This window comes from Limimaricola sp. G21655-S1, assembly GCF_027213785.1.
Taxonomy (GTDB): Bacteria; Pseudomonadota; Alphaproteobacteria; order Rhodobacterales; family Rhodobacteraceae; genus Limimaricola.
Genome location: NZ_JAPWGO010000006.1, coordinates 110,476 through 131,748, shown reverse-complemented (window position 1 = coordinate 131,748; position 21,273 = coordinate 110,476). Strand labels below are relative to the sequence as shown.

The 21,273-nt window shown below is 64.7% G+C and carries 14 protein-coding genes and 1 pseudogene; 7 read left to right on the top strand and 8 right to left on the bottom strand.

Translation table 11 applies throughout. The features are described from left to right. Positions 1–27 precede the first annotated feature (27 nt). Positions 28–930: a sulfotransferase gene (locus O4G76_RS08310; protein ID WP_269396901.1), complete on the bottom strand. Its 903-nt coding sequence runs from the start codon at positions 928–930 to the stop codon at positions 28–30. Further along, positions 927–2,372, bottom strand: a complete 1,446-nt coding sequence (locus tag O4G76_RS08305; protein ID WP_269396900.1) for a lipopolysaccharide biosynthesis protein — start codon at positions 2,370–2,372, stop codon at positions 927–929. Before O4G76_RS08305 ends, O4G76_RS08310 begins: the two co-directional genes overlap by 4 nt. A 415-nt stretch (positions 2,373–2,787) precedes the next feature. On the opposite strand from O4G76_RS08305, the gene O4G76_RS08300 reads away from it, so the two are divergent. Further along, entirely contained in the window at positions 2,788–3,882 is a 1,095-nt protein-coding gene (locus O4G76_RS08300) for a hypothetical protein (RefSeq protein ID WP_269396899.1), read from the top strand. A gap of 5 nt (positions 3,883–3,887) precedes the next feature. Further along, entirely contained in the window at positions 3,888–5,078 is a 1,191-nt protein-coding gene (locus O4G76_RS08295; protein ID WP_269396898.1) for a glycosyltransferase, read from the top strand. A gap of 773 nt (positions 5,079–5,851) precedes the next feature. Here O4G76_RS08295 and O4G76_RS08290 read toward each other — a convergent pair. The 4 genes from O4G76_RS08290 to O4G76_RS08275 all read right to left on the bottom strand — a co-directional run bounded on the left by O4G76_RS08290 (position 5,852) and on the right by O4G76_RS08275 (position 10,762). Beyond that, positions 5,852–7,045 carry a polysaccharide biosynthesis/export family protein gene (locus O4G76_RS08290; protein WP_269396897.1) on the bottom strand — a complete coding sequence of 398 codons (1,194 nt, stop codon included), beginning with the start codon at positions 7,043–7,045 and terminating at the stop codon, positions 5,852–5,854. Positions 7,046–7,061: 16 nt separating this feature from the next. Then, positions 7,062–8,201: a glycosyltransferase gene (locus O4G76_RS08285; protein WP_269396896.1), complete on the bottom strand. Its 1,140-nt coding sequence runs from the start codon at positions 8,199–8,201 to the stop codon at positions 7,062–7,064. Further along, positions 8,198–9,364, bottom strand: coding sequence for a glycosyltransferase family 4 protein (locus O4G76_RS08280; RefSeq protein ID WP_269396895.1), 1,167 nt, complete (start codon positions 9,362–9,364; stop codon positions 8,198–8,200). The genes O4G76_RS08285 and O4G76_RS08280 overlap by 4 nt, the downstream gene beginning before the upstream one ends. Before the next feature lie 207 nt (positions 9,365–9,571). Next, positions 9,572–10,762 carry a sugar transferase gene (locus O4G76_RS08275; RefSeq protein ID WP_269396894.1) on the bottom strand — a complete coding sequence of 397 codons (1,191 nt, stop codon included), beginning with the start codon at positions 10,760–10,762 and terminating at the stop codon, positions 9,572–9,574. Positions 10,763–11,761: 999 nt separating this feature from the next. On the opposite strand from O4G76_RS08275, the gene O4G76_RS08270 reads away from it, so the two are divergent. The 5 genes and pseudogenes from O4G76_RS08270 to O4G76_RS08250 all read left to right on the top strand — a co-directional run. Further along, positions 11,762–11,953 (top strand): hypothetical protein, encoded by a 192-nt coding sequence (locus O4G76_RS08270; RefSeq protein ID WP_269396893.1) that lies wholly within the window; start codon positions 11,762–11,764, stop codon positions 11,951–11,953. A 132-nt stretch (positions 11,954–12,085) separates the two neighbouring features. Then, the gene (locus O4G76_RS08265; protein WP_269396892.1) at positions 12,086–13,069 is read left to right on the top strand and encodes a sulfotransferase; all 984 of its coding nucleotides are present in this window, start codon (positions 12,086–12,088) and stop codon (positions 13,067–13,069) included. A 48-nt stretch (positions 13,070–13,117) separates the two neighbouring features. Further along, positions 13,118–14,098 (top strand): UDP-glucuronic acid decarboxylase family protein, encoded by a 981-nt coding sequence (locus O4G76_RS08260; RefSeq protein WP_269396891.1) that lies wholly within the window; start codon positions 13,118–13,120, stop codon positions 14,096–14,098. Between the two features lie 27 nt (positions 14,099–14,125). Continuing rightward, positions 14,126–15,355, top strand: a complete 1,230-nt coding sequence (locus tag O4G76_RS08255) for a polysaccharide lyase family 1 protein (protein ID WP_269396890.1) — start codon at positions 14,126–14,128, stop codon at positions 15,353–15,355. 4 nt (positions 15,356–15,359) lie between these two features. Continuing rightward, positions 15,360–15,545, top strand: a pseudogene (locus O4G76_RS08250) (UDP binding domain-containing protein); the annotation flags it as partial. A 206-nt stretch (positions 15,546–15,751) separates the two neighbouring features. On the opposite strand, the gene O4G76_RS08245 reads toward O4G76_RS08250, so the two are convergent. Continuing rightward, positions 15,752–17,974 (bottom strand): hypothetical protein, encoded by a 2,223-nt coding sequence (locus tag O4G76_RS08245; protein ID WP_269396889.1) that lies wholly within the window; start codon positions 17,972–17,974, stop codon positions 15,752–15,754. Between the two features lie 856 nt (positions 17,975–18,830). Then, positions 18,831–20,825, bottom strand: coding sequence for an acyltransferase family protein (locus O4G76_RS08240; RefSeq protein ID WP_269396888.1), 1,995 nt, complete (start codon positions 20,823–20,825; stop codon positions 18,831–18,833). Positions 20,826–21,273 lie beyond the last annotated feature (448 nt).

Here is a 21,273-nt window from a genome sequence, read left to right as displayed (position 1 = left end):
TTTCGAAGAATTGCGACCCCTTGGGGATCAGGCAGGCGGCTTGAGCCAGGAGGAGAGGTCGAGACGCGTCAGATCCTGCAGCCGCAGGATGTCCTCGCGGTAGATCTCGAGCAGGTGGGCATGGACCACCGGCGGAATCCGCGGCGGTTTTCCGAGATTGCTCTTCTTGGCGCGCCGCGCGAGATGGCGAAGCCATCCCGGCATGGCGGGCCGCAGCATGTCCCGGGTCAGCCGGTTCTCGATCAGCGAATTGAACAACCGCGACTTCGGATAGGTGCTCACATTGTGCTTCTGGTGCAGCGGCGGCTCGAAGTCCGGATCCACGCCCAGGAACCCGAACGTATCGCGAAGCGTCCGCTTGTTGTCGCGGGCGAACTCCTCGTAGAGGATCAGCATCAGCTGCTCGCGGGGGAACAGGTCGAGATAACGCTTGATCTGGGCATGGTAGAACCCCGCCTGGACATGGTGCGCGGCGGGGTCGAAGGCCTCGTGCACCGGTCGGTGCTCGCGGCCCGAGCGCACCTGCATGACATATCCCGAGAAGGCACGATGCACCGGATTGCGCAGGCTCGCGATCAGGCGCACGTCGGGGATCAGTTCCCGGATCCGGCGTGGCGCGCTCGGGCTTTCCAGATAGATCGGGGCGATCTCGCCCCAGGACAGGCTCGGATCGGCCGGCGCGAAGAGCGCCTGATAGGCTTCGAGGCTCTTGACCTCGAAATGGTGCTTGCCGAAGCGCTCTTCGCGGTCGCGCGCCTCCTCGCCGCCATCATAGGCGAAGTAGCGGATCTCCTTCGCCGGCATGAAGATCTGGGGATGCTCGCGCATGTACTGATATAGCGCGCTGGTGCCGGCCTTCGCGGCGCCGATCACCAGAAAATCGGGCAGGGTCTTGGCAATGCCCGGCCGGGCCACCTGTTGGATCGTCATGTGCGCCTCCTGCGGAGGACGACGCGTGACCCGGCCTCGAAGACCTCGGGAACCGTGAATCGCAGCATCGTCAGGTAGAAGAATGAGAATGTCGCGGCGCCGGCCAGCAACCGCGTCAGCTCGGCGCCCTCGACCAGCTGCAGCGACACCAGCGCCGCGACGGTCGCGGTGCCGGTGCAGAGCAGCGCCGGGCCTAGGGCCTGCAGCGTATCCATCACGTTGATGTCCATGACGCGCTTCAGCGCATAGAAGGTCGGGACGAACCGCACGAAAGCCAGCACCAGCTGGGCCGCCGCGACGGCCGCGATGCCATGCGGCACGGCCAAGGCGATCACGCCGACGAAGAGCGGCAGGTTGAACAGCGAGACCCGGAACAGCAGATCGGTTCGGCTGACCGCCTTGAGCAGCTTGCCCGGGACCATGTTCAGCGTGCTGATCGCGAAGGCCACGGCGATGATCTGCATCGGGACGACCATGTCGTACCATTTGGGCGAGTAGAGGACATGCACGAGCGGACCCGAAAGCACGGCGATCGCGGCGCCGATGCCGAACATGATCAGGGCGCAGTAGCGAAGCGATTGATAGAAGTAGATCCGCAGTCCAGCCGGATCGGCCTGAATCTTGGACATCACCGGGTGCAGCACCGAGCCTGCCACGGTCGTGAAGCTCTTGATTCCGAGCTCGGGGATCCGGAAGGCGAGCGCGTAGATGCCGAGCGCGGCGGGGCCGAGAAACTTGCCGACGAGCAAATTGTCGAGCAGCCGAGGCGTCGAGTTGATGGTTTCGGCGCCGATCAGATGGGCCCCGAACCGCATCACGTGACGGATCATCGCGAGGCTGGGAAGACCGGTCGGCCGCCACGGCCGGACGATCGCAAGGGCGATCGACCCTGCGACGGCGCTGGCCAGATAGCCCAAGGCAAGGGCCCAGACGCCGTAACCCATGATCGCCAGGGCGATGGAGACCAAGCCCTTGGTCAGGCCGCGGACCACGTCCGGCACGATCTTGTCGCGCAGCCGCAATTCGCGGAACAGCAGGCTCGACTGCACGGTGGTCAGCGCCCGGATCACCAGGGCGGCGGCGATCGCCGTGAGCAGGTCCTGCAGGGCAGGGGCCCCGTAGAGCTCGGCGATCGGACCGGCGATGGCCCAGAGCAGGATCGCCATCGTGGAGGACATCACCATGGCGCAGATGAAGACCGCATTCGCGGTCTCTTCTTCCCGGTCGGGGGTGGAGATCAGGGCCGCGCCGAGACCGAACTGCGAGATGATCTCGAAATAGCCCATGATCGCGAGGCAGATCGCCATGAGCCCGAACTCGGCGGGATCGACATAGCGCGCGACCAGGATGATCGCCACGAGGTTCAGGGCCTTGGTGCTCGCGAAGGACAGATAGGCCCAGAACACGTTTCGTGTCGTCGCCTTGCCCGGTGAGAATGTCATGCGTCCCGTGCCTCGAAGAATTTCGGGGGCGAGGAATTGGTGGCGCGTGAATTCAGCCGACCGCTGCCTACGCAAAGATTCGAGAACAGCCTAAGACGGCGTTCCCGATCCGCAAAGTAAGAAAATGCGCGGATCGCATAAAGAGAGCCCGCGCATCGCGCGGCATAGGGATGGATAGGGAACAATCCCCGCCTCGCAATTCATTGTTTCCCGCCGCGCCGGCCCGACCCAAAAACGGAATGTTGCCGAATGACGAGGGCGGTGCTAGTCTCCGAAGGCAAGAACCATTTTCGCTTTTTTAATAAGTCGTTGCAGTTAGCAGCTTGTGACGCCCGGTGTGGGATTGGTAACGATCGTGAAGCGTAGCATTCTGGCAGTAATCGTTTTTTTCGCAGTTCTCGCGCCCCTGGTCTTCGTGATCAGGCAGCAGGTGCCCATCTACGAGGCGCGATCGCTCATTTCCTTCGCGCTGGGGCGGGAATATGTCTATGTCCCGGAGCCCAGCCTGAGCGACATCAAGGCGCCGAACGCCGGCGACTTCCAGGGCTTCGTCAACGCGGAGATGCTCCTCCTAGACAACCCAGGGTTGATAGAGGCGGCGATCGAGAAGGTGGGCTTCACCCGTACCTATCCGGACCTGCCCTTCACCGAGGCCGGGCGGCGGGCGGCGGTACTCGCGCTCGACGCGGCCACCAAGGTGGAGCTCATCACCGGCTCCTACGTGGTCAAGATCGCGGTGCGGCATACCGATCCCACGATTGCCGCCGAACTGGCCAACGCGCTTACCGACGGCTTCCTCGAACAGCGGCGAAGCATGTATCTCGGACGAGAGCTCGCGACCGTGACCGAGCGTCTGGAGAACGCCCGACGCGAAGCGGACCAGATCGACGCGCGGCTGACGCAGCTTCTCGGCGGGCCGGACCCGAGCGTGGTCGAGGAGCAGCTGAAGAACGCCACCAATGATCATGCAAAGCTGACCGCCGATCTGCGCGATGCCCAGCTGGCGCTGATCTCGTTCCAGCAGCAACATGCCGCGCTTCAGGACCGGCTGGTGTCCGAGACCGAGCGGCGGCAGGCCGAACTCGCCGTCAATGACGCGCAGGCCCGGGTCGACTTCCTAAGCCAGGAAAAGGCGTCACTGGAAACCGAGATCGAGGACATCTCCGAGATCATGCCGCGGGTGCGGATCCTGCGGGTCCGCCAGGAAGCACAGGCCGAACGTCTGGCCGAGCTCGAACTGCGGCTGCGCGACAGCAAGGCCGTGTCGAATTTCGACAACGTACGGGTCATCGAAACCGGCGTCCCGCCGCTGCGCCCGGCCAGCATGCCGCGCAATACCAAGCTCGCCGTCGCGGTCGTGGTGGCCGCGCTTGCCGCCTTCGCCGCGGTCGTGATCTCCATGCTGCTCGCACCCAAGAAGGTCGAGCCGCGGCCACAGCGGGTCCCGAACGATCCGGGCGTCATGGTGATCCGCAATGCGCGCCGCGCGACCAACCGTTCCGGGACCTGAGCGCGATGAACATCGCCACCGGCATCGATGCGCATATTCACTTGGCCGAGCCGCTTCGGCTCGGCTACCTGGTCGACACGCTGGTCACCGGTGGCGCCGAGCGCCTGGTCGTGACCTTCGCCGAGGCGGTGCGGGACCGCGTGGACGTGTCCCTGACCGTCTTCGTGCTGAGCGACGCCGACACGCCGTTCCGCCGCGAGCTGGAGGCCATGGGAACCAAGGTCGTGGCTCTGCCCGGAAAGAACCTGATCGATTACAGACGGTTCAGGAACCTGCTCCACGAGCTTCGGCGACACCGGATCGAGTATCTGCACGCGCATCTGGCGTCCTCGACCACCCTCGGCGCCTTTGCCTGCCGTCTGCTCCGCATCCCTTTCGCTACCACCATCCACAACGTGCGCCCAAGCGTGAAGCGGGTGCGGCTGAGCCGCAAGCTGCTCCACCGCGCCGCCATGCGCCTTCCCGACGTTCAGAGGATCGCGGTTGGTCAGGCCGTTGCTGAAGCCTCCCGTGCCGAGATCGGCCGAGCAAGCGTGCGCGTGGTTCCGAATGCGGTGCCCGAAAGCGTGGTCGCCGATGCAGGTGCGCGCTCCCGGATCAGGTCGGAACTCGGGCTTTCGGACGATACATTGGCCTTGGCCTGCGTGGGGGCGATCATCGGGCAAAAGGCCCATGACGTCCTGCTCGAGGCTTTCGCTCGCGTCGCCGCCGAGGTGCCCGACACCGTACTCCTGTTGATCGGGGACGCCCGGGAGCCGGATCGCCAGCAAAACCTTGAACGACTGGCCGAAAGGCTCGGGATCACCGAACAGATCCGCTTCCTCGGGCAGCGAGGCGATATTCCGGATCTCCTCGCCGCCAGCGACATCTTCGTCAGTTCGTCGCATTGGGAGGGGGCGCCGGTTTCGCTACTCGAGGCCATGGCCAACGGTGTCCCGCCGGTCGTGACGGATGTCGGCGAAAATCGCCTCGTTCTGCGCGACACGGGCGCGATCCTCGTTCCCCCGCAGGCCCCCGAGGCGTTGTCACGCGGGCTCCTCGACATGATCGGCGACCCGGCGCTGCGCCTGCATACGGCCGAGGCCGTGCGACGTCGTGCTCTGGGCACCTACGGGGTCAAGTCGTGGACGGAGCGACTGCTCGACATCTACGCCGAAACCGGCCCCCAACGCGATTGGCGTCGCACCTTCCCATAAGGGAACACCCATAGGGGAACATTTTCCTTGATGGTTTCGGGGAGGCACTTGGTCTCGCCCGACGGGGCGAAGAATGGTCCCATCCGCCTCAGCGCCGGCTTCAGGCGCCTGAATCCCACCTCGCCTTGTTGCGTCGTCAGAGTACCATGCGAGGTGAGACGCGATGCCAAGCTGAGGGCCAACTCAGCCTTTGGTTGATTCTTGTGAAGGAAGAGAGGCTCACCAACCCGCCATGTAACCACGCCCCATCGCCCAACCCTGCACCGTCATCTCCCGTCGCCTTCCGAGCCGGCGAGAACCGAAACTGTCTCCAGAAACGCCGCGTCTTTTCAATGTGCGAGGGTGCCCACAGAACCACTGATTCAATCTTCCGAGTTGTCCGGCTGAAAATTTATCGAGAATGCAAATGATCGCCGATTATCGGACGCTTTACTCATCCGTTGAGGCTGTGACTTGATCTACAGATTGCACCTCAGAACGAGGAAAGTTCCCTAGGCGGACAACGGTGAATTGACAATAGGATCCCTTTTTCGAAGATGAAGCCCCGGCAACAGGCCCCATAGCAAAAACTCAAACTCGAAAACCATTACCAATAATATGGAGAAAATTTCCTTCAGGAAAACAGGATATGCTCCGACGCGGAATCAAATGAATACCCCGAAGTACGATGTACGAACTCCCCCCCGGCGCCGCATTACGGGATGCCTCGAAAAGAAGTACGGCTATCCGGGACGAACGCTTCGGAGCTCGATCCAGCTCATGTCTCCCGAACCCTATTGTCCCACCGCCTGCAGGCCGACCATCTCGACCATCAGGAGATCGTCGGGCGCGAGGAGCGTGTTGGGTTCGGCCCTGATCGGGCCGTCTTCGCCCGAACGGTGTATCTCGTACACGGTCTGCATCATCGCGCCCATGTCGCCCATGCCCTGCATCGCCGAAGGATCGGTTTCGCGAAGATAGTCCAAGGCCAGCTGCAGTTCCGCGCGCGCCAAGGCGACGCGCTGGTCGGCCGCGATCTTGTCGGCCAAAAGCTTGTGGTTGTACTCCATCTCCGCGATGCGGATGTCGCTCTCGGCATTCGCGATCGTCTGGCGGGCGCGCGCCTCGAACGCCGCAGCCTCGAGAGCGTCGGAGCGGAACTCGTCGGCGTTGATCTCGAGCTGAAGCGTCTGTTCGCGCCGCGCCAGACCCCTCGCGGCAAGATCCTCCATGCCGCTCAACTGCTCTTGCGTCGCGGCGAGCTGGCTGTTGATCAGTTCGCGGCGCTGCGAGAAGAGCATCGCCTCTTCATCCGCGAGGATCATCTTGCGCTCCGAACCTGCGGTCAGCCCCTCCGTCAGGGAGCGTCGCAGATCGACGAGTTGGTGCTGGTCGCCAAGGGGGCCTTCGGGAAGCGTCTCCTGCGCCTCGGCAACGCCGCCTTCCTCGATCCGCGCCAATTCCTTCGCCAGCGCCGCCTGTTCCGCCTCGGCGAAGGTCAGCTTTTCGCGCGCCTCCACGGCGCGGCGGCGGGTCGCCTCGACCTCGCGGTCGAGATTGGTTTCCGCGGGCGCCTTCTGCAGGCCGCCGGCAAGCGCCACCGCTTTCATCACGGTCAGGCCGGGGCGGTATTCATAGGCGCCGGGAATGTCGACGACGCCCGCGACATACACGCTGCGGTACTCGGCCATGTCGACCAGAACGGATTCGCGGCTGGAGAACCGCTCCTGCGCCTCCGCCTCGATGCGTTGCTCGATCTCGCGGACCGTCGCGCCGGCCACCGGGATGCCGCCCAGGAGATGCAGGACCACCTGCCCGTCGGCCCGAACCTCGAAGGTGCCGGACAATTCGGGTTTTCCATAGATCGAGACGGCCAGCCGGTCGCCCACCCCGACGGTGTAATCGGCATCCGCCTGGGCGTGGACCGCGACGGCGGAACAGATCGCGAGGAGCGAAAGGAGGAGAACTTGCAAGGTCTTCGATATCATCTGCATCGTCCTTCGTTCAGGCCAAGGTTTCCGGCATGTCCGGCGGTGGGGCATCGGCCAAGGTCGCGTCGTAGAGGTCGCACAGGCGCTGGCGCATCACCTCGGCGCTGAAGCGCGTCGAGACGGTGCGACGGGCCGCGATCCCGATCTCCTCGGCCCGGATCGGATCGGCCAGCATGCGCTCCATCGCGGTGGCGAGCGCCTGCGGATCCGATGGCGGCACGAGGCTGCCATTCACCCCGTCGACCACGACATCGGGGATGCCCCCCACCGCCGTCGAGACCACCGGGCGCCGCATCGCCATGCCTTCGAGCAGCGTCATGGGCAGCCCTTCCCAGCCCGAGGAGATCACCAACATGTCGATCGCGGCGAGCAGCTCGGGCATGTCGAGGATCACGCCCGTCAGCGTCACGCGCTCTGGCGGAAGGCCCATCTCGCCTATGCCTCTCGCGATCCGGTCGCGAAGCGGGCCCTCCCCCACGACGAGGAAATGGGGCCGCGACCGATGCGGGGCCAGCAAGGCGGCGGCGCGCAGGAAATTCCCGTGATCCTTCTGCTCCGTCAGGCTGCCGATCACGGCGATCACCGGGACGCCGGGCTCGACGCCATAAGGGGACAGGTCCAGCGGATCGACCGCCTCGGGATCGAACCGGCCGAGATCGATGCCGTTGACGATGGTGTCGATCCGGTCACGGCGATAGCCGCCATACTGCGCGACATGCTCGGCCACTCGGTCCGAGACGGCGATGCAGGCATCCGCGCCGGACGTCGCCGCGCGATATGCAAAGCTCATCTTGCGGTTCCGACGCCAGGGGTCGGTGTTGTGCAGCGTGATGATGCGACGGCGCCGCGAGAGCCGCGCCGCCAGCTGGCCGACCAGATCGCTCTTTATCAGATGCGTATGCACGATATCCGGACGCCAGCGCCGGATCAGCTGCAGGGCCCGGATCATCGCGAGGGGATCGCGAAGGCCTTTCTCGCTCAGCCGGGTTGCCTCGATCCCCCGCGCCGCGACGGCGCTTTCCAGCGGACCGGGCGAGAAATAGGCGACATGCGCGATGTCGCCGCGTTTCTTGACCGCATCCAACAGGCCGAGAAGAAGCATTTCCGCACCGCCGATCTTCAGGCTGTCGATGATATAGAGGATGCGGGTCACCAGCTCGGCTCCAGATCGAATGCGCGGGCCCCGGTTTCCTCCATGGCGCGGGCCAGGATGCGCCGCGCGACGGCGTCCCAGGTGAACTGGGTGGCGCGCCGCCGGGAAGCCCGCCCCATGGCCTGGCATTGCGTCGGATCGCGAAGCGTGTCGTAAAGGGCCTGCGCCAGGGCCGCGGTATCTCCCGGCGCGGCGAGGCGTCCGGTCTCGCCCGCCGCGACGATGGCACCGATGTCGCTGACATCCGTGGCGACGACCGGCAGGCCGAATTGCATCGCCTCGATGAATACGATGCCAAAGGGCTCCAGACGTGACGGCATGCAGAAACAAGAGGCGGCGTGGTAGTGCTCCTCCACCTCGGCGAGCGGCAGCCTCCCGAGCACCGTCACCCCGGGCTCCGTCACCTCGGGCCGGCAGCCGATGATGGTGAGCGTCGCATCCGGCAGGCGGCGGCGCAGCGCCCGGAACGCGGCGACGAGTTCGGGCCCGCCCTTGCGCTCCCAATCGATGCCGACGAAGACGATGTTCCGGGCCGCGTATCGCGTGAGCGTTTCATCCACCGGCCGCTTCGGAACCACGGAGGCCCCGGCGCCGATCGCCGAGGTCTTCGAGGGCGGTATGCCGTAGCCGGTCGTCAACATGTTCCGGATCTTGGGCCCGAAGGTGAAGACATGCGCGGCCTCGTCATAGATCTCGCGCTCGCGCGCCCACCAGCCCGGGCTCGGCTCGCTCGAAGCGGTCTGCATCTCGCCGCAGGAGGCCCGCGCCACATGATCCGTGTAGACGAAATTCGGCGTGCCCGGCAGCGCGGCGTTGATCAACGACTGGGTCTGCAGCGTGAAGGCGAAATTTTCGCCGGCGAAGCGGCGGCGGAGCAGCGCCCGAGCCTCGCGGTAGTAGGATTGCGACCGCATCACCCGGTAACGGGCGGTGTCGCGCGACCTCCAGCTGGACAGCCCGTATTCCCGCTGCACACCGAGCAGGCAGCGTAGCTGCGCCATTCTGTCGGTCTTCAGGGCCTCCGTCACGTCGAAGCGTTGGATCACCAGATCCGGGCGCACCCTGCGCAGCGCCACGTCGAGCTGGGCGTTGATATGAGAGAAGCTCCCGCGCGTGACGAACAGGGCGCGCGGCGGGACCGGTGGCGGGACGATCTTGTTCAATTCTCTACTCCCGACAGGGTGGGGGATGGGTGGCGTATCGCACGGGACCGCCACCCTCGATCGCTCGCACGCTACGAAATGCCATTCGTCGATAGCGCGGCGCCGTGCCCCACCGCCGCATCAGCGAGCCCGGCCAGAGTTGCGGCTGCGGCGGTGGCTGAGGGGAACGGCACGGGACTGGGCATGATGCTCTGTCGGCGATCCCGACTATGGCGAGACCGGCGCGCGCCGCGACATGGCGCGCCCGATCCGGGCTGCGAGAAACTCGGAACGGTGGGGAACGACGACCTTCTGAAAGAAGTACCGGCTGAGAATATGCTCGCCGAACTCGCTGCGTGGCCGGTAGCGGAAAAAGCCGCAATCGCTCACCGCCGTCCCGTCGAGACCTTGATCGAGATCTATGCAGACGCAGCGGGACTGGCCGTTCGGCAGCGACAGAAACAGCCGCCCGGTGGCCGGGGATGGAAGGGCCTTGCCGCCTTCGAGGGCCAGGGCGGTTTCGTCGATCCATGCGACACGGCTTTCGGTGCCATCATCCGCGATGAACCGCAGCCCGCGATCGGCCTTCGCCTCACGGGCTGAGCTCGCCGGCCGCAAAATCGATCCGATCTGTTTGAGCATCCGAGAAACGGTGCGCATCAGGACACAGGCGGCGACGATGCAGATGAGATACGCCTCGCCCCGATAGGAGACGGGAGCCCGGCACATCTTGTTGTTGAGCCTGGACCGAATGGCCTTCGAGGTGCCGTGGCTCATATAGGCCTGCGCCGGTCCGATCATGCCCGGCTTCACGCAGAAGCGGGTCTCGTAGCCGGGGATTTCCGCGATGTTCAGCGTGGCGATCTCCGGCCGCACCGGGCGCGGGCCGCACATGTTCATGTCGCCGCGCAGCACGTTGAAAAGCTGAGGCAACTCGTCGAGCCGCGTCTCGCGCAGGAACAGGCCCAGCGGCGTCTCGATCCCCGATCCGGAGGGCAGGACGCGATTGGCGGTCAAGGCCGCCGCCTTGGCGCCGTCGAGCGTCCGGAACTTGATGATGTTGAAGGTATGTCCGTCCTCGCCGATGCGCGGTCCCCGATAGAAGATCGGTCGGCCCTGCGTGGCATAGAGAAGGCCCATGATCATGAGGCACAACGGCAATACGAGCAGGATCAGCGCCAAGGCGATTGCCGAATTATAGACCCTGTAGATCGCTCTCGAACGCGGCTGGAAACCGATCGTCACCCGGAAAAGGCGTCGCTTCCAGCGACGCAAGGCCGGCCCGAATGGTTCCGCCTGTGCCGGCTCCGTATTGTCACGGCCGCGCGTGAAATCTCCAGTCGCCTGCGGCTCCGGGGCGATGATGTCCCCACGAGCAAGAGGTGACTTGAGAACGCGACTCGCTTCGAAATTAAACATTGAAAACCCTCGAAAAAACCGACCAACCCAAAAGCGAGGGAGATTGGCCGCGACTACTTTTAAACTGCGATCCGGACGCCTGGAAACGCCGCGCCGGATCTACAACCGAACCATATTAGCCCAAGAGAACCGCAAGATACGCCTTGCGTTCATGGCGAGAACAACGTCCCGCCACGGGGCCCGAAGTCTTACTTACCGCATGAGCCGCCTGATTTTCTTGAAGAAAGACAGCTCATGACCTCACCTTGCTACAATCGGCACACCGGAGCAACGATTTTTAGCTCTCTTCGGTGTACATCCGGGCCGACGACTATCCTTGGTGTTGCGCCGCTTCCCCTTGCAGATCGGATTGCCACAACGAGGAATCATGCCATCGGTGCATTCCCATTCCACTTGAGGTGGCCCAGTCATGGAAAGACTGTGTTTCCGATCGAAGGACAGAGAGAATAAATCTCAGGTTGTATTCGACATAAGGCTGCATCCTGTGTTTGCGCCATCAAGAAGATGTGAGTAGGAAGTCAAGGACCATCGCGCTTTTGGGGATCGGGCGGGGCAGGGCACACCAGATATGATCCCATCTCGACCGTCCTGACCCTAAACCTCTGATCTATATGAATGAGTTCCGTCCCTTGACAAGATTACGCAAGACTTATGCAGGGGCGCAGGAAGCAGATCATGATCCGATGCCGATATCCGGTGAATTGCGTCTGCTGGACGATGCCCCGTCGTTCCGGACCTTCGCCCTAGCTACGGCGTTTATTATACTGAATAATTCGCCCTTTTACGCAAAAGGGGCGGGCGACCAAGCTGGCAATTTGAAGGGCCGTGAACATCTTGGCCACAGTTTGGGCATGATTTCGACAACGAGGGAGTCCGTTATGTGCATGTTAAGGGATTTTTGGCAAACACCTTGCCATTCAGGTCATTTGGCCATGCCGAAGGAGACTAGCCATAAGACACCATATCATGCCTGGCAGTAGATTTCGTTCCTACTCGATCATGAGCAAGCCGCCGAAATCCGACCGCCCTCTCGCCCGCCTGGCCATCCTGACGGTCTCCTGCGCCCTGACGGCCCTTTTTTATGTCGCGCTGGGATCGTTCGCCTTCGGCTTCGACATGGAAGCGACCGGATACCTGCTTGCTGCCCTCGTGGGCGCGTTTGGCGGCGTGGTGATTTCCGTAACCGTGTAGCTCCATCTCCGGCAGGAAGTTGGGGCTTGCGTGAACGGCACCATTTGCGCTTAGCTGATCAGCAATAGACCATTGACGCGACCGGAAGGTTTTGCCGGTTGCGTGTATAGTTTCCCGTGAGGAGAAACCGCTGTGTCGATTGCCGAGTTCGGCCGCGGTGATGCGCTCGTCACCGACCGGTCCCTGTTTCCACCTGCCGCCTATATCATTGGCGCACCGAAATGCGGCACCACCGCATTGGCGCAATACCTGTCCGAACATCCGGCCATCTCGATCAGTCGACCGAAAGAGCCCCACTACTACTCCAAGGATCTGGGCGGTCTCAGGCGGTGTTCCGACGATGAGGAATACCGGGCCTGCTTCACCCCCACTCCGCAAACCCGCATGCTCATGGAGGCATCGGTCTGGTACCTCTATTCGCAGACCGCCATCGCCTCCATCCTCGAGGCCCGTCCCGACGCCCGTTTCATCGTCATGCTCCGCGATCCGGTGCGGATGCTGGCCTCGCTGCACCGACAGCTCCTCCGGGCACTGGACGAGGACGAGCCGGATTTCGAACGGGCTTGGCACCTCTCGGCCGAACGATCTCGGGGAGAGCGGGTTCCGCCCGGTTGCCGGGCCCCGTCGACCCTCGTCTATACGAGGACGGCCGCCTTCGGCGAACAGCTCGAGCGGCTCTTTTCGCTGGTGCCCCGGGATCGTTGCCTCGTCCTGTTCCAGGAGGAGATGCAGGCGGACACGGCAAAGACCTATCGAAGGGCTCTGGATTTTCTGGGCCTGGAGGATGATGGCCGCTCGGAGTTCCCGCGCATCAACGAGGCCCGCAGATCGCGGTCGCGGTCGCTGCACTACCTGATCGCCCGAGGCCGACCGCTCCGCGAGGCCTTTTCCCGCCCGGTCAAACGCATGCTGGGACGCAATTCCCTCGGTGTCATGAAAAAGGTGGATGCATGGAACACGGCGAAGCTCGGTTCCATCGACATCTCACCCGATCTGGCCCGGACCATCACCGAGCATTACGCGGAGGATAACCGCAAGATGAGGGAGTTGTTGCGAACCGATATTCGCTATGCCGACGATCCCGCGCCGCCGATCGGGGCGGAGCAGGCCATATGATGATCGAGTAAAATCCAGGATTTTTTTACGAGTTTTAGAGGGTTTGGTATGAAAAGGGTCTACAATAGCAGGAAGCGCATTCTCGTCACCGGAGGCGCTGGCTTTCTTGGCTCGCATCTCTGCGACCGCTTGCTGGAGAGCGGTGCCGAGGTGCTCTGCGTCGACAACCTGTTCACCGGCACCAAGCGGAACATCGAGCACCTCCTGACGCATCCCCGTTTCGAGTTCATGCGCCACGACGTGACGATCCCGCTCTATGTCGAGGTCGACGAGATCTACAATCTCGCCTGTCCCGCCTCGCCGATCCACTACCAGCACGACCCGGTCCAGACGACCAAGACATCCGTCCATGGCGCGATCAACATGCTCGGGCTGGCCACGCGGCTGAAATGTCCGATCCTTCAGGCCTCCACCAGCGAGGTCTATGGAGATGCGCTGACCTCACCCCAGAGCGAGGGGTACTGGGGCAACGTCAACCCGATCGGAATCCGCTCCTGCTATGACGAGGGCAAGCGCTGCGCCGAGACCCTGTTCTTCGATTATCACCGGCAGCATGCCCTGCCGATCAAGGTGGTCCGGATCTTCAACACCTACGGGCCACGCATGCACCCACAGGATGGCCGCGTGGTCTCGAACTTCATCCGGCAGGCGCTCCTCAACGAGGACATCACGATCTTCGGCGATGGCAGCCAGACCCGGTCCTTCTGCTATGTCGACGAATTGGTCGAGGGGCTGATCCGGATGATGAATTCCGACCCCGAAATCATCGGTCCGATCAATCTCGGCAATCCGCATGAGTCGACGGTACTGGAACTGGCGGAACTGATCGTGCGGCTGACCGGCTCGCGCTCTAAACTGGTCCGGCGCGAATTGCCCAGCGACGATCCGGTCCAGCGCTGCCCCGACATCAAGCTCGCCAAGGAGCACCTGAATTGGACGCCGAAGGTCGAATTGTCGGACGGCGTCATGCGGACGATCGAGTATTTCCGGGATCTCATCGGTAGCGCGGCCCCCCACGAGGTGAGCTAGGCGCTTGCACAGAGCGAAGTCTGCACCATGCGGCTGATCCAAAGACGACACGCTCTTGCCACCATGCTGATGGCGGTGCTCCTGCTGATGCCCCCCATGGTCCGTTCCCAGGGGATGGCGCCCAAACCTGCCGATTATGCGGGGTTCGGTTCCGAAACCACGGGGGGGCAGGGCGGGCCGTTGCTGCGGGTCACTACGTTGGCCGATACCGGCAGCGGGTCGTTGCGATGGGCTCTGGAGGACATGGAGGGGCCGCGCGTCGTGGCCTTCGACATCGGCGGCATCATCGCACTGAACGATCAGATCGAGATCAACGGCGACGTCACGGTCGAAGGCCAGAGCGCGCCGGGCGGCATCACGATCACGGGCGCGCGGCTGCGCGTGGTCGGCGACAACGTCATCCTGCGCGGCCTGAGAATACGCCCCGGCGACGGGCCCGGCATGCCGGCGCAATCGCGTGACGCGATCTCGATCGGCACGCCGAAGCGAAAAGTCAGCGGCGTCGTGATCGACGGCAATTCGCTGACCTGGGCGATCGACGAGACCCTCTCGATCTGGGGGGACGTCGAGGATGTGACGATCTCGAACAACATCATCGCCGAGGCCCTGGACGAGGCTGGCCACGAAAAGGGTGGGCACAGCATGGGCCTGTTGATCGGTGGCGGTGAGGTGTCGCGCGTGACCATCGCGGGAAACCTGTTGGCGCATAACCGCAACCGGAACCCGACGATCAAGAACCAAAGCGAACAGATCGAATTCGTGAACAATCTGGTATACAACTGGGGCGAGAACGGCCTGCAGGTCGATGGCGGCTCGCTGCATGTCGTCGGCAATGCCTATATCGCGGGACCCGACACGGTGCCGCGCGCGCCGATCCGGCTGGGCAACTCGAAGAGCCCCGAAGGCGCGTATTACGTGGCGAAGAATCTGGGGGAGGCGACGCCGCAGAGCCTGCTCGAAGGGACACCCGTCTTTCGAGGCAGCGGGATCGAGATCGCCCCTGCGACGGAGGTCGAAAGCCACGTTCTCGCGCATGCGGGCGCCCGCCACCCGGCGCTCGACGCCATAGACCAGCGCATCGTCGAGAGTGTCGCCACAAGAACGGGGCGGATCATCGATTCGCAGGACGAAGTGGGCGGCTTCAACCTGCTGCGGGAAGGCACAGCGTCACAGGAGCCGATGGACGGCACCCCGACCGGGACCAAAAACAAAGCCGGTAAGCCCCCCCGATCCGCCGAGACAGCCACACGGTTCTGACATCGCCGCCAACGGGGCTGATCTGGTTGTGGTGTTGACGGAGTGGAACGAGTTCCGGGCGTTGGACCTGCGGGAGCTGGCGGGGCGGATGGCCTGTCCGCGGATGGCGGATCTGCGCAACGTCTACAGCCCGGGCGACGTCCGCGCGGCAGGCTTCGTGGCCTATGAGGGGGTGGGCCGCCGCGGCTGAGACCGCGGCCCCGGTCCCGGGCGCTTGTGCGGCTCAGGGGTGGCTCCGGAGTGGCTTTGGGCGCGGATACGACAAGACCCCGGCCGCGGGGGCGGCCGGGGTTGCGCGCGCCGGGGGACGGCCGGCGCGGCGGGGATGGCCCCCGGGCGGCCGGGCCGCCCGGGGGGGTCGCGCGGGCCGGGGCCCGGCGTCGCGGACCCGGCCGGTCAGGCGGCCAGCAGGTCGTTGGGCAGGAAGTCGAAGGAGTCGACGCGCAGCGGCTCGCCGCCGTCATCCTCGCCCGACAGGCTGAGCCGGTCGCCCTTCTGCAGCCGCACATCCTCGATCACGTGCCGGGTCAGCGTGTTGTTGTTGGCCAGCCGGTCGCCCAGATCGGCGTCCCAGATCCAGGCGTCGAGCGCCTCGCCGTTGAGCTCCACCGCCAGCCGGCTCGCGCCGTCATTCTCGTCGAAATAGTTCACGACGATGTCGTAGAGCCCGGCCTCGCCCTCGAAGTCGGTCTCGGCGGAGTGCTCGCCCCGGCCGTCGCGGCGGATCGCGGTGCCGCCGGAGGCGTTCTTCAGGCTCTCGGCGACGAAGCCCGAGAGGTCGAAATCCTCGGCCTCGAGATGCAGCGCCGTCGCGGCGGGCGCGGCCTTCGCGGCCTCCTCGGGCGCGGCGGGGGCCTTGGGCGCCTTGGCGACGTCGCCGCCGCCGGTGCTCTGCGCGAATTCGAGCGTGTCGATGCGCAGCGGCTCCTTGCCGTCGCGGGTGCCCAGCAGCGTCACCGTGTCGCCCTTGGCGAGCTCGAGCCCCTCGATCACCTTGGAGGTCCGGGTGTCGTTGTTGGCCTTGAACGAGCCGAGATCCTGGTCCCAGTCCCATTCGGCGACGGTGCGGCCGTTGACCTGCACCGCCAGCCGGCTGACGCCGTCATTCTCGTCGAAATAGTTGACGGTCAGGTCGTAGCGGCCGCTGGCGCCGTCGAAGTCCATCTCGGCGCGCTGCATCGCGTCCGAGCGGGCCCGGACCACGCCGTTGCCGGAGGCCGCGTTCAGCGTGTCGACGCTGAGACCGCCGCTGAGCTGCAGCGTCTCGGCCTCGACCACGCGGCCCGGCGCCACCTTGGCGGCCGAGCCCGTCGCCGGCGCCGCCTCGGCGGCCGGCGCGCTCTGGGCCGGGGCCCGCGCCGCCGGGGCGCCGGCCGTGTCGCCGGCCTTGTCGCCGCCGCTGCCCGGCTGCGCGTCGAAGCCGTCGATCAGGCCGTTGATGTAGTCCTCGATGTTGGCGTAGCCGTCCTTGTCGGCGTCGGCCTGCGCGTCGGCGCGGTTCGGGTCCGAGCCGATCAGGCTCTCATAGTCGTCGGGGATGCCGTCATCGTCGCTGTCGCGCGGGCCGCGGCGCAGGCCGCCGTCGAGATAGCCGCCGACCTCGTCGGGGCTGTCGATGATCTTGCCCTTGCCGTCGCGGACGTAGTCGATGATCCGCGCGTCGATCGCGTTCAGCCCCTGGGCCCGCGCGCCGGCGGTCGAGAGCACGTGCTCGAGCAGCTCGTCGGTGCCCATCACCTCGGTGGTGCGCGGCGTGAACACGTAGTCGTTCTTGACCTTGGAGGTCGCCGAGCCGGCGATCTCGGCCTCGTTGCCCGACAGGTAGTAGGCGGTGGAGGCCTGCGGCGATTCCAGGCGGATCGCCTCGCGGCCGGCGCTGTCGGGGCCGGCCTGGTAGATGTTCGAGACCACGTTGGCGGTCGAGCCCTCGTTCAGCCGCAGCCCGTTCGGCCCGTAATTGTGCACGACGTTGTTGACGAACTCGATCTGCTTGGCGTCGTCCTTGATCGTCGCGTTGCGGTGCTCGTTGCTGGCCAGCAGGTTGCCGACGACGCTGACATTCGAGCTGCCGTCGCCGATCAGCAGCCCCATGCTGTGATCGCCCTTGGGGTGGATCGAGCTCTGCAGCGCCTCGGCCATGATGTTGTTGGAGAAGGTCACGTTCTTCGGCGCGCCCCAGGTCGAGGCCAGCTCGTCGACCGACCAGGAGATCGAGTTGCTGTCGATCATCACGTTCTCGACGGTCGCGCCGCGCTTGCCCACCGCGATGCCGTCGCGGTCGTCGGGCTTGCTGCCGTCGGCGGCATCGCCCGGCCGCACGTTCAGGCCCCGGATGATCACCTCGCTCTCGACGACGCGCAGCCGGCCGCCGGTCACGGTGATGCCGCCCGGCGCGGTCTGGCCCGCCACGGTGACGTCGCCGTTGATCTGGATCTGGTCCTTCAGGTCGATCTGGCCGCCGACCTCGAACACGACGATCCGCTTCTGGTCGAGATCCTCGAGCGCCCAGCGGAGCGACCCGACGCCGGAATCGTCGAGATTGGTCACCTTCACCACTTCGCCGCCACGGCCGCCCTTTGCCTGGGCTCCAAAGCCCTGAGCTCCTTCGAAAGCCAACATGTTGCTACGTTCTTCCCTATTCCCTGGATCGCCCGACCATTCCCCGATCGCCGGATCCGATTTGGCATTTGCGGACCGATCCCCGGCCCCATTCCGACGTGATGCATATCCAGCCCGATCTGCCTGTGCAGTCCCTCAGGTCGTGACGCCACGTCGCTAAGTGGAAATCCGCCATTGATCGGCGGAGCCTTACCGAAACTCGCGAAATCCGCCGCGAAAGGCGGGAACGAGGGGCAGGCTAGACCGCGAAACTTTCCCGACCCGTTAACGGGCTGCAGGCCGCCACACGACAAATCGTCGCACCCGACCCGCTCCCGCCCCGCAGCCCGCGAAACCTTCGTTTCCCAGCCGAACCGGCTCCTTCGGGGTCGATCACAGCGCAAGGACCGACCGATTCCCCGGCGAAAACCCGGCAATTTCACGCCGCTCCAGCCGCCCGAACCCGCGCTAACCCCAGCCATCACGAGAACCGACGCGCTTTTGGAAGATCGTTCAATCCGAATCGGGATTCGCGGGGCTAAATCGGACGGAGATTGAATGCGCCGTATCGCCCTCGTTTCAGACCCGGCACCTATCTCTAGTTCGCAGCATTTTCGCGAGCCGGGTTGCGCCTGAAACACCCGTTTCGGAAATGCAGGGTCGGTAGGGCGCTGTTTTCAGGCAATGGCCGGGGACAAAAATAGCGAAACCGGGCAAGAAAAATATGCGCACAATATGTCTTATGTAATATATGAGAGTTTCAGGGGCGCCTGGCGCAATCGAGATTTCCGCTGGTCAAAATCGCCGCGCTTCATCCGCCTGACGACTTACCGGCCGAGGCATAGGCCATCATAGAGGACCGATTGGCCCGCTTCATCTACTCGGAAAGGTTCGAAAACCTGTCCTGAGATCGGCCGTGATCCGTCGGGACCTCCTGAAACCAGCCCGCCTCGGCCGCGCGGCGTCCGAAGAGCGCGGCGCCCTCGAGGGTCCAGTGATCGCGGTCATACATCGTCTTGCGACCCTCGGGCGAAACCAGCGCACAGCTTTCGGCCGCGTCGTCGCAGATCAGTTGCCGGCGCGACAGGAAGCCCAGGCCATGCTCCTCAGCTATTCGGTCGAGCGCCCGCTCGGCCGCGCGCCCTTCGGCGGATTCGCGGCCATAGGCGAGGTCGTTCAGCCCGGCGAGCTGCGCCCGCGTGCCCGTGCTCCTGAGATGCCAGTCGAACAGCGGCAGCACGCTGGGCGAATCGAACTCGGCGGTGTCGCCGATGACCACGACCTCCTTGCCGTGACGCTGGAACAGCGCGGCCAGTCGCGGCAGCGCCGCGAGGAACTCGGGCGTGTAGCGCGGCGCGAGGGCTATCACATGTGCCGCCGCGAAATTCGGCGCGCGCAACAGCATCTCGATATGCGCCTCCGGCACCTTGGCGCCGATCGCAAAGCGCGCGAACTCGATCCCGTCGAACCGCTCCGCGTTGAGCCACAGCGCGTTGAACATGTCCTTGCAGTGCGAATTGCCGATGATCAGCACCTTGCGGCTCTCGGGCCGGCGGAACCACAGCGCCTCGCGCTCGTGGCGCGACGGCGTGGCGGCGTTCCAGCGGTCGATCTTCTCATCGGGGTCGAGCGCGTCGAGGATCGACCAGCTTTGCGCCTGCAGCACCTCGTTGTCGAAGGAGGCGTCGCCATATAGCGGGGCGAGCCGCGCGCTCTGTCGGCCGAAACCGCCATCCGAGCCGAGCGACACGGCACCGAACAGCAGCACCATCACCGTCGCACCGGCGATCGCGGCCGCGAAGGCCCGGGTCGGGAGAGCGAAGCGAAAGGGCCGCTCGACGAGGTGGTGGCTCAGCACCGACAGCGCCAGCGTCAACCCCAGCCATGCGGTCATGTCGACCGCAGTGATACCGTCGATATTCGCGAGCCGTCCGAAGGCGAAGATCGGGAAATGCCACAGGTAGATCGCGTAGGAGAGCTTGCCGAGATAGACCAGAGGCGGCGTCGAGAGCAGCGCCGTCACCGGCTCGCCGGGTTGTGCGAACCAGATCAGCGCGCAGGAGGCGAGGATCACCGGCAGGGTCGGCAGGCCGGGATGGCCCGAGCCTTCGAGCTCGAACCCCGCGAAGCAGGTCAGCAGCACCAGAAGCGCGGCCAAAGGCGCCCGCCGGGCCAGCAGGCCGTGCTGCAACAGGCCAGCACGGTGCCGCGACAGCCAGGCGAGACCGGATCCCGCCAGAAGCTCCCAGGCACGGCTCGCGGGGGAAAAGAACGAAAAGGACGGCATCGCCCATGTCGAGAACTGCGCCACCGCGAGACCCGAGACGAGCAGCACCGCGATGCCGACCCCCATCGCCCGTCCCCCGCCCAGCCGGGCCAGCAGCATCAGCACCAGCGGGAACAGCAGGTAGAACTGCTCCTCGATGGCGAGGCTCCAGCCATGCAGGAAGGGCTGCTGATCGGCGGCGGCGGCGCCATAGGCGCCCAGCGTCTCGAACCAGAAGAAGTTGCTGAGGAATCCGAGCGTCGCCAGCAGGGACCATGCGAAGCGCTGCATCTCGCTCGGCAGCAGGATCGCCCAGGCCAAGGGCAGGCTTGCCAGCATGACCAGCAGCATCGGCGGCAGAATCCGCCGCGCCCGCCGCGCATAGAACCGCGCGAGCCGGATCCGCCCCCCCTCCGCAAGCTCCTGCAAAAGGATGCCGGTGATCAGGAACCCCGACAGCACGAAGAACAGGTCGACCCCGAGAAACCCGCCGGGAAAGACGATGTTGTCGCCCTGAGCGATACCGAGGTGATAGACGAGAACGGCCGAAACCGCGATGGCGCGCATCCCGTCGATCTCGGGACGATACGATACCTGACAGGTCAAGATGATGGCTCCGAGGACGCGGCGGTGTCCCCTATCCCGACCCCACACCTATGCGACCTCGCGGGAATCGCCGGCGCATCTCGTTGTGGAATGATCGGGATATTCACTACCAAAAGGAAATTGACAATATAACACTTCAACCTTGAGTAGCACGTCCAGTTTCTCGCGGAAACCATGCTACCCTAGCCCCCGCTTGCCCAGGAGACAGGTCGTTGATGGGAATGACCGAACCCGCCACCGCGATTTGGCTTGGCCCGACGGGATTGGCCGTCGTGACCATCGACCGCCCGTAACCGGCGAAAATCTTGGACTTTTCGCGCAGCATCCGAACATTTCCGGCACCCGAGCAGGCACCGGACAGCGGGTCGGTCTTGTGACATCGGTGCCAAAAGACATAAGCACGGGACGCGGGCAGGGTGCGTGGCGCGTCCTGCGACAAGGTGATTTT

Excerpts from the sequence above, each read along its gene's own strand:
- O4G76_RS08310 (WP_269396901.1), bottom strand. The coding sequence starts at position 930 with ATGACGATCCAACAGGTGGCCCGGCCGGGCATTGCCAAGACCCTGCCC.
- O4G76_RS08305 (WP_269396900.1), bottom strand. The coding sequence starts at position 2,372 with ATGACATTCTCACCGGGCAAGGCGACGACACGAAACGTGTTCTGGGCC.
- O4G76_RS08295 (WP_269396898.1), top strand. The coding sequence starts at position 3,888 with ATGAACATCGCCACCGGCATCGATGCGCATATTCACTTGGCCGAGCCG.
- O4G76_RS08290 (WP_269396897.1), bottom strand. The coding sequence starts at position 7,045 with ATGATATCGAAGACCTTGCAAGTTCTCCTCCTTTCGCTCCTCGCGATC.
- O4G76_RS08275 (WP_269396894.1), bottom strand. The coding sequence starts at position 10,762 with ATGTTTAATTTCGAAGCGAGTCGCGTTCTCAAGTCACCTCTTGCTCGT.
- O4G76_RS08270 (WP_269396893.1), top strand. The coding sequence starts at position 11,762 with ATGAGCAAGCCGCCGAAATCCGACCGCCCTCTCGCCCGCCTGGCCATC.
- O4G76_RS08260 (WP_269396891.1), top strand. The coding sequence starts at position 13,118 with ATGAAAAGGGTCTACAATAGCAGGAAGCGCATTCTCGTCACCGGAGGC.
- O4G76_RS08255 (WP_269396890.1), top strand. The coding sequence starts at position 14,126 with ATGCGGCTGATCCAAAGACGACACGCTCTTGCCACCATGCTGATGGCG.
- O4G76_RS08245 (WP_269396889.1), bottom strand. The coding sequence starts at position 17,974 with ATGTTGGCTTTCGAAGGAGCTCAGGGCTTTGGAGCCCAGGCAAAGGGC.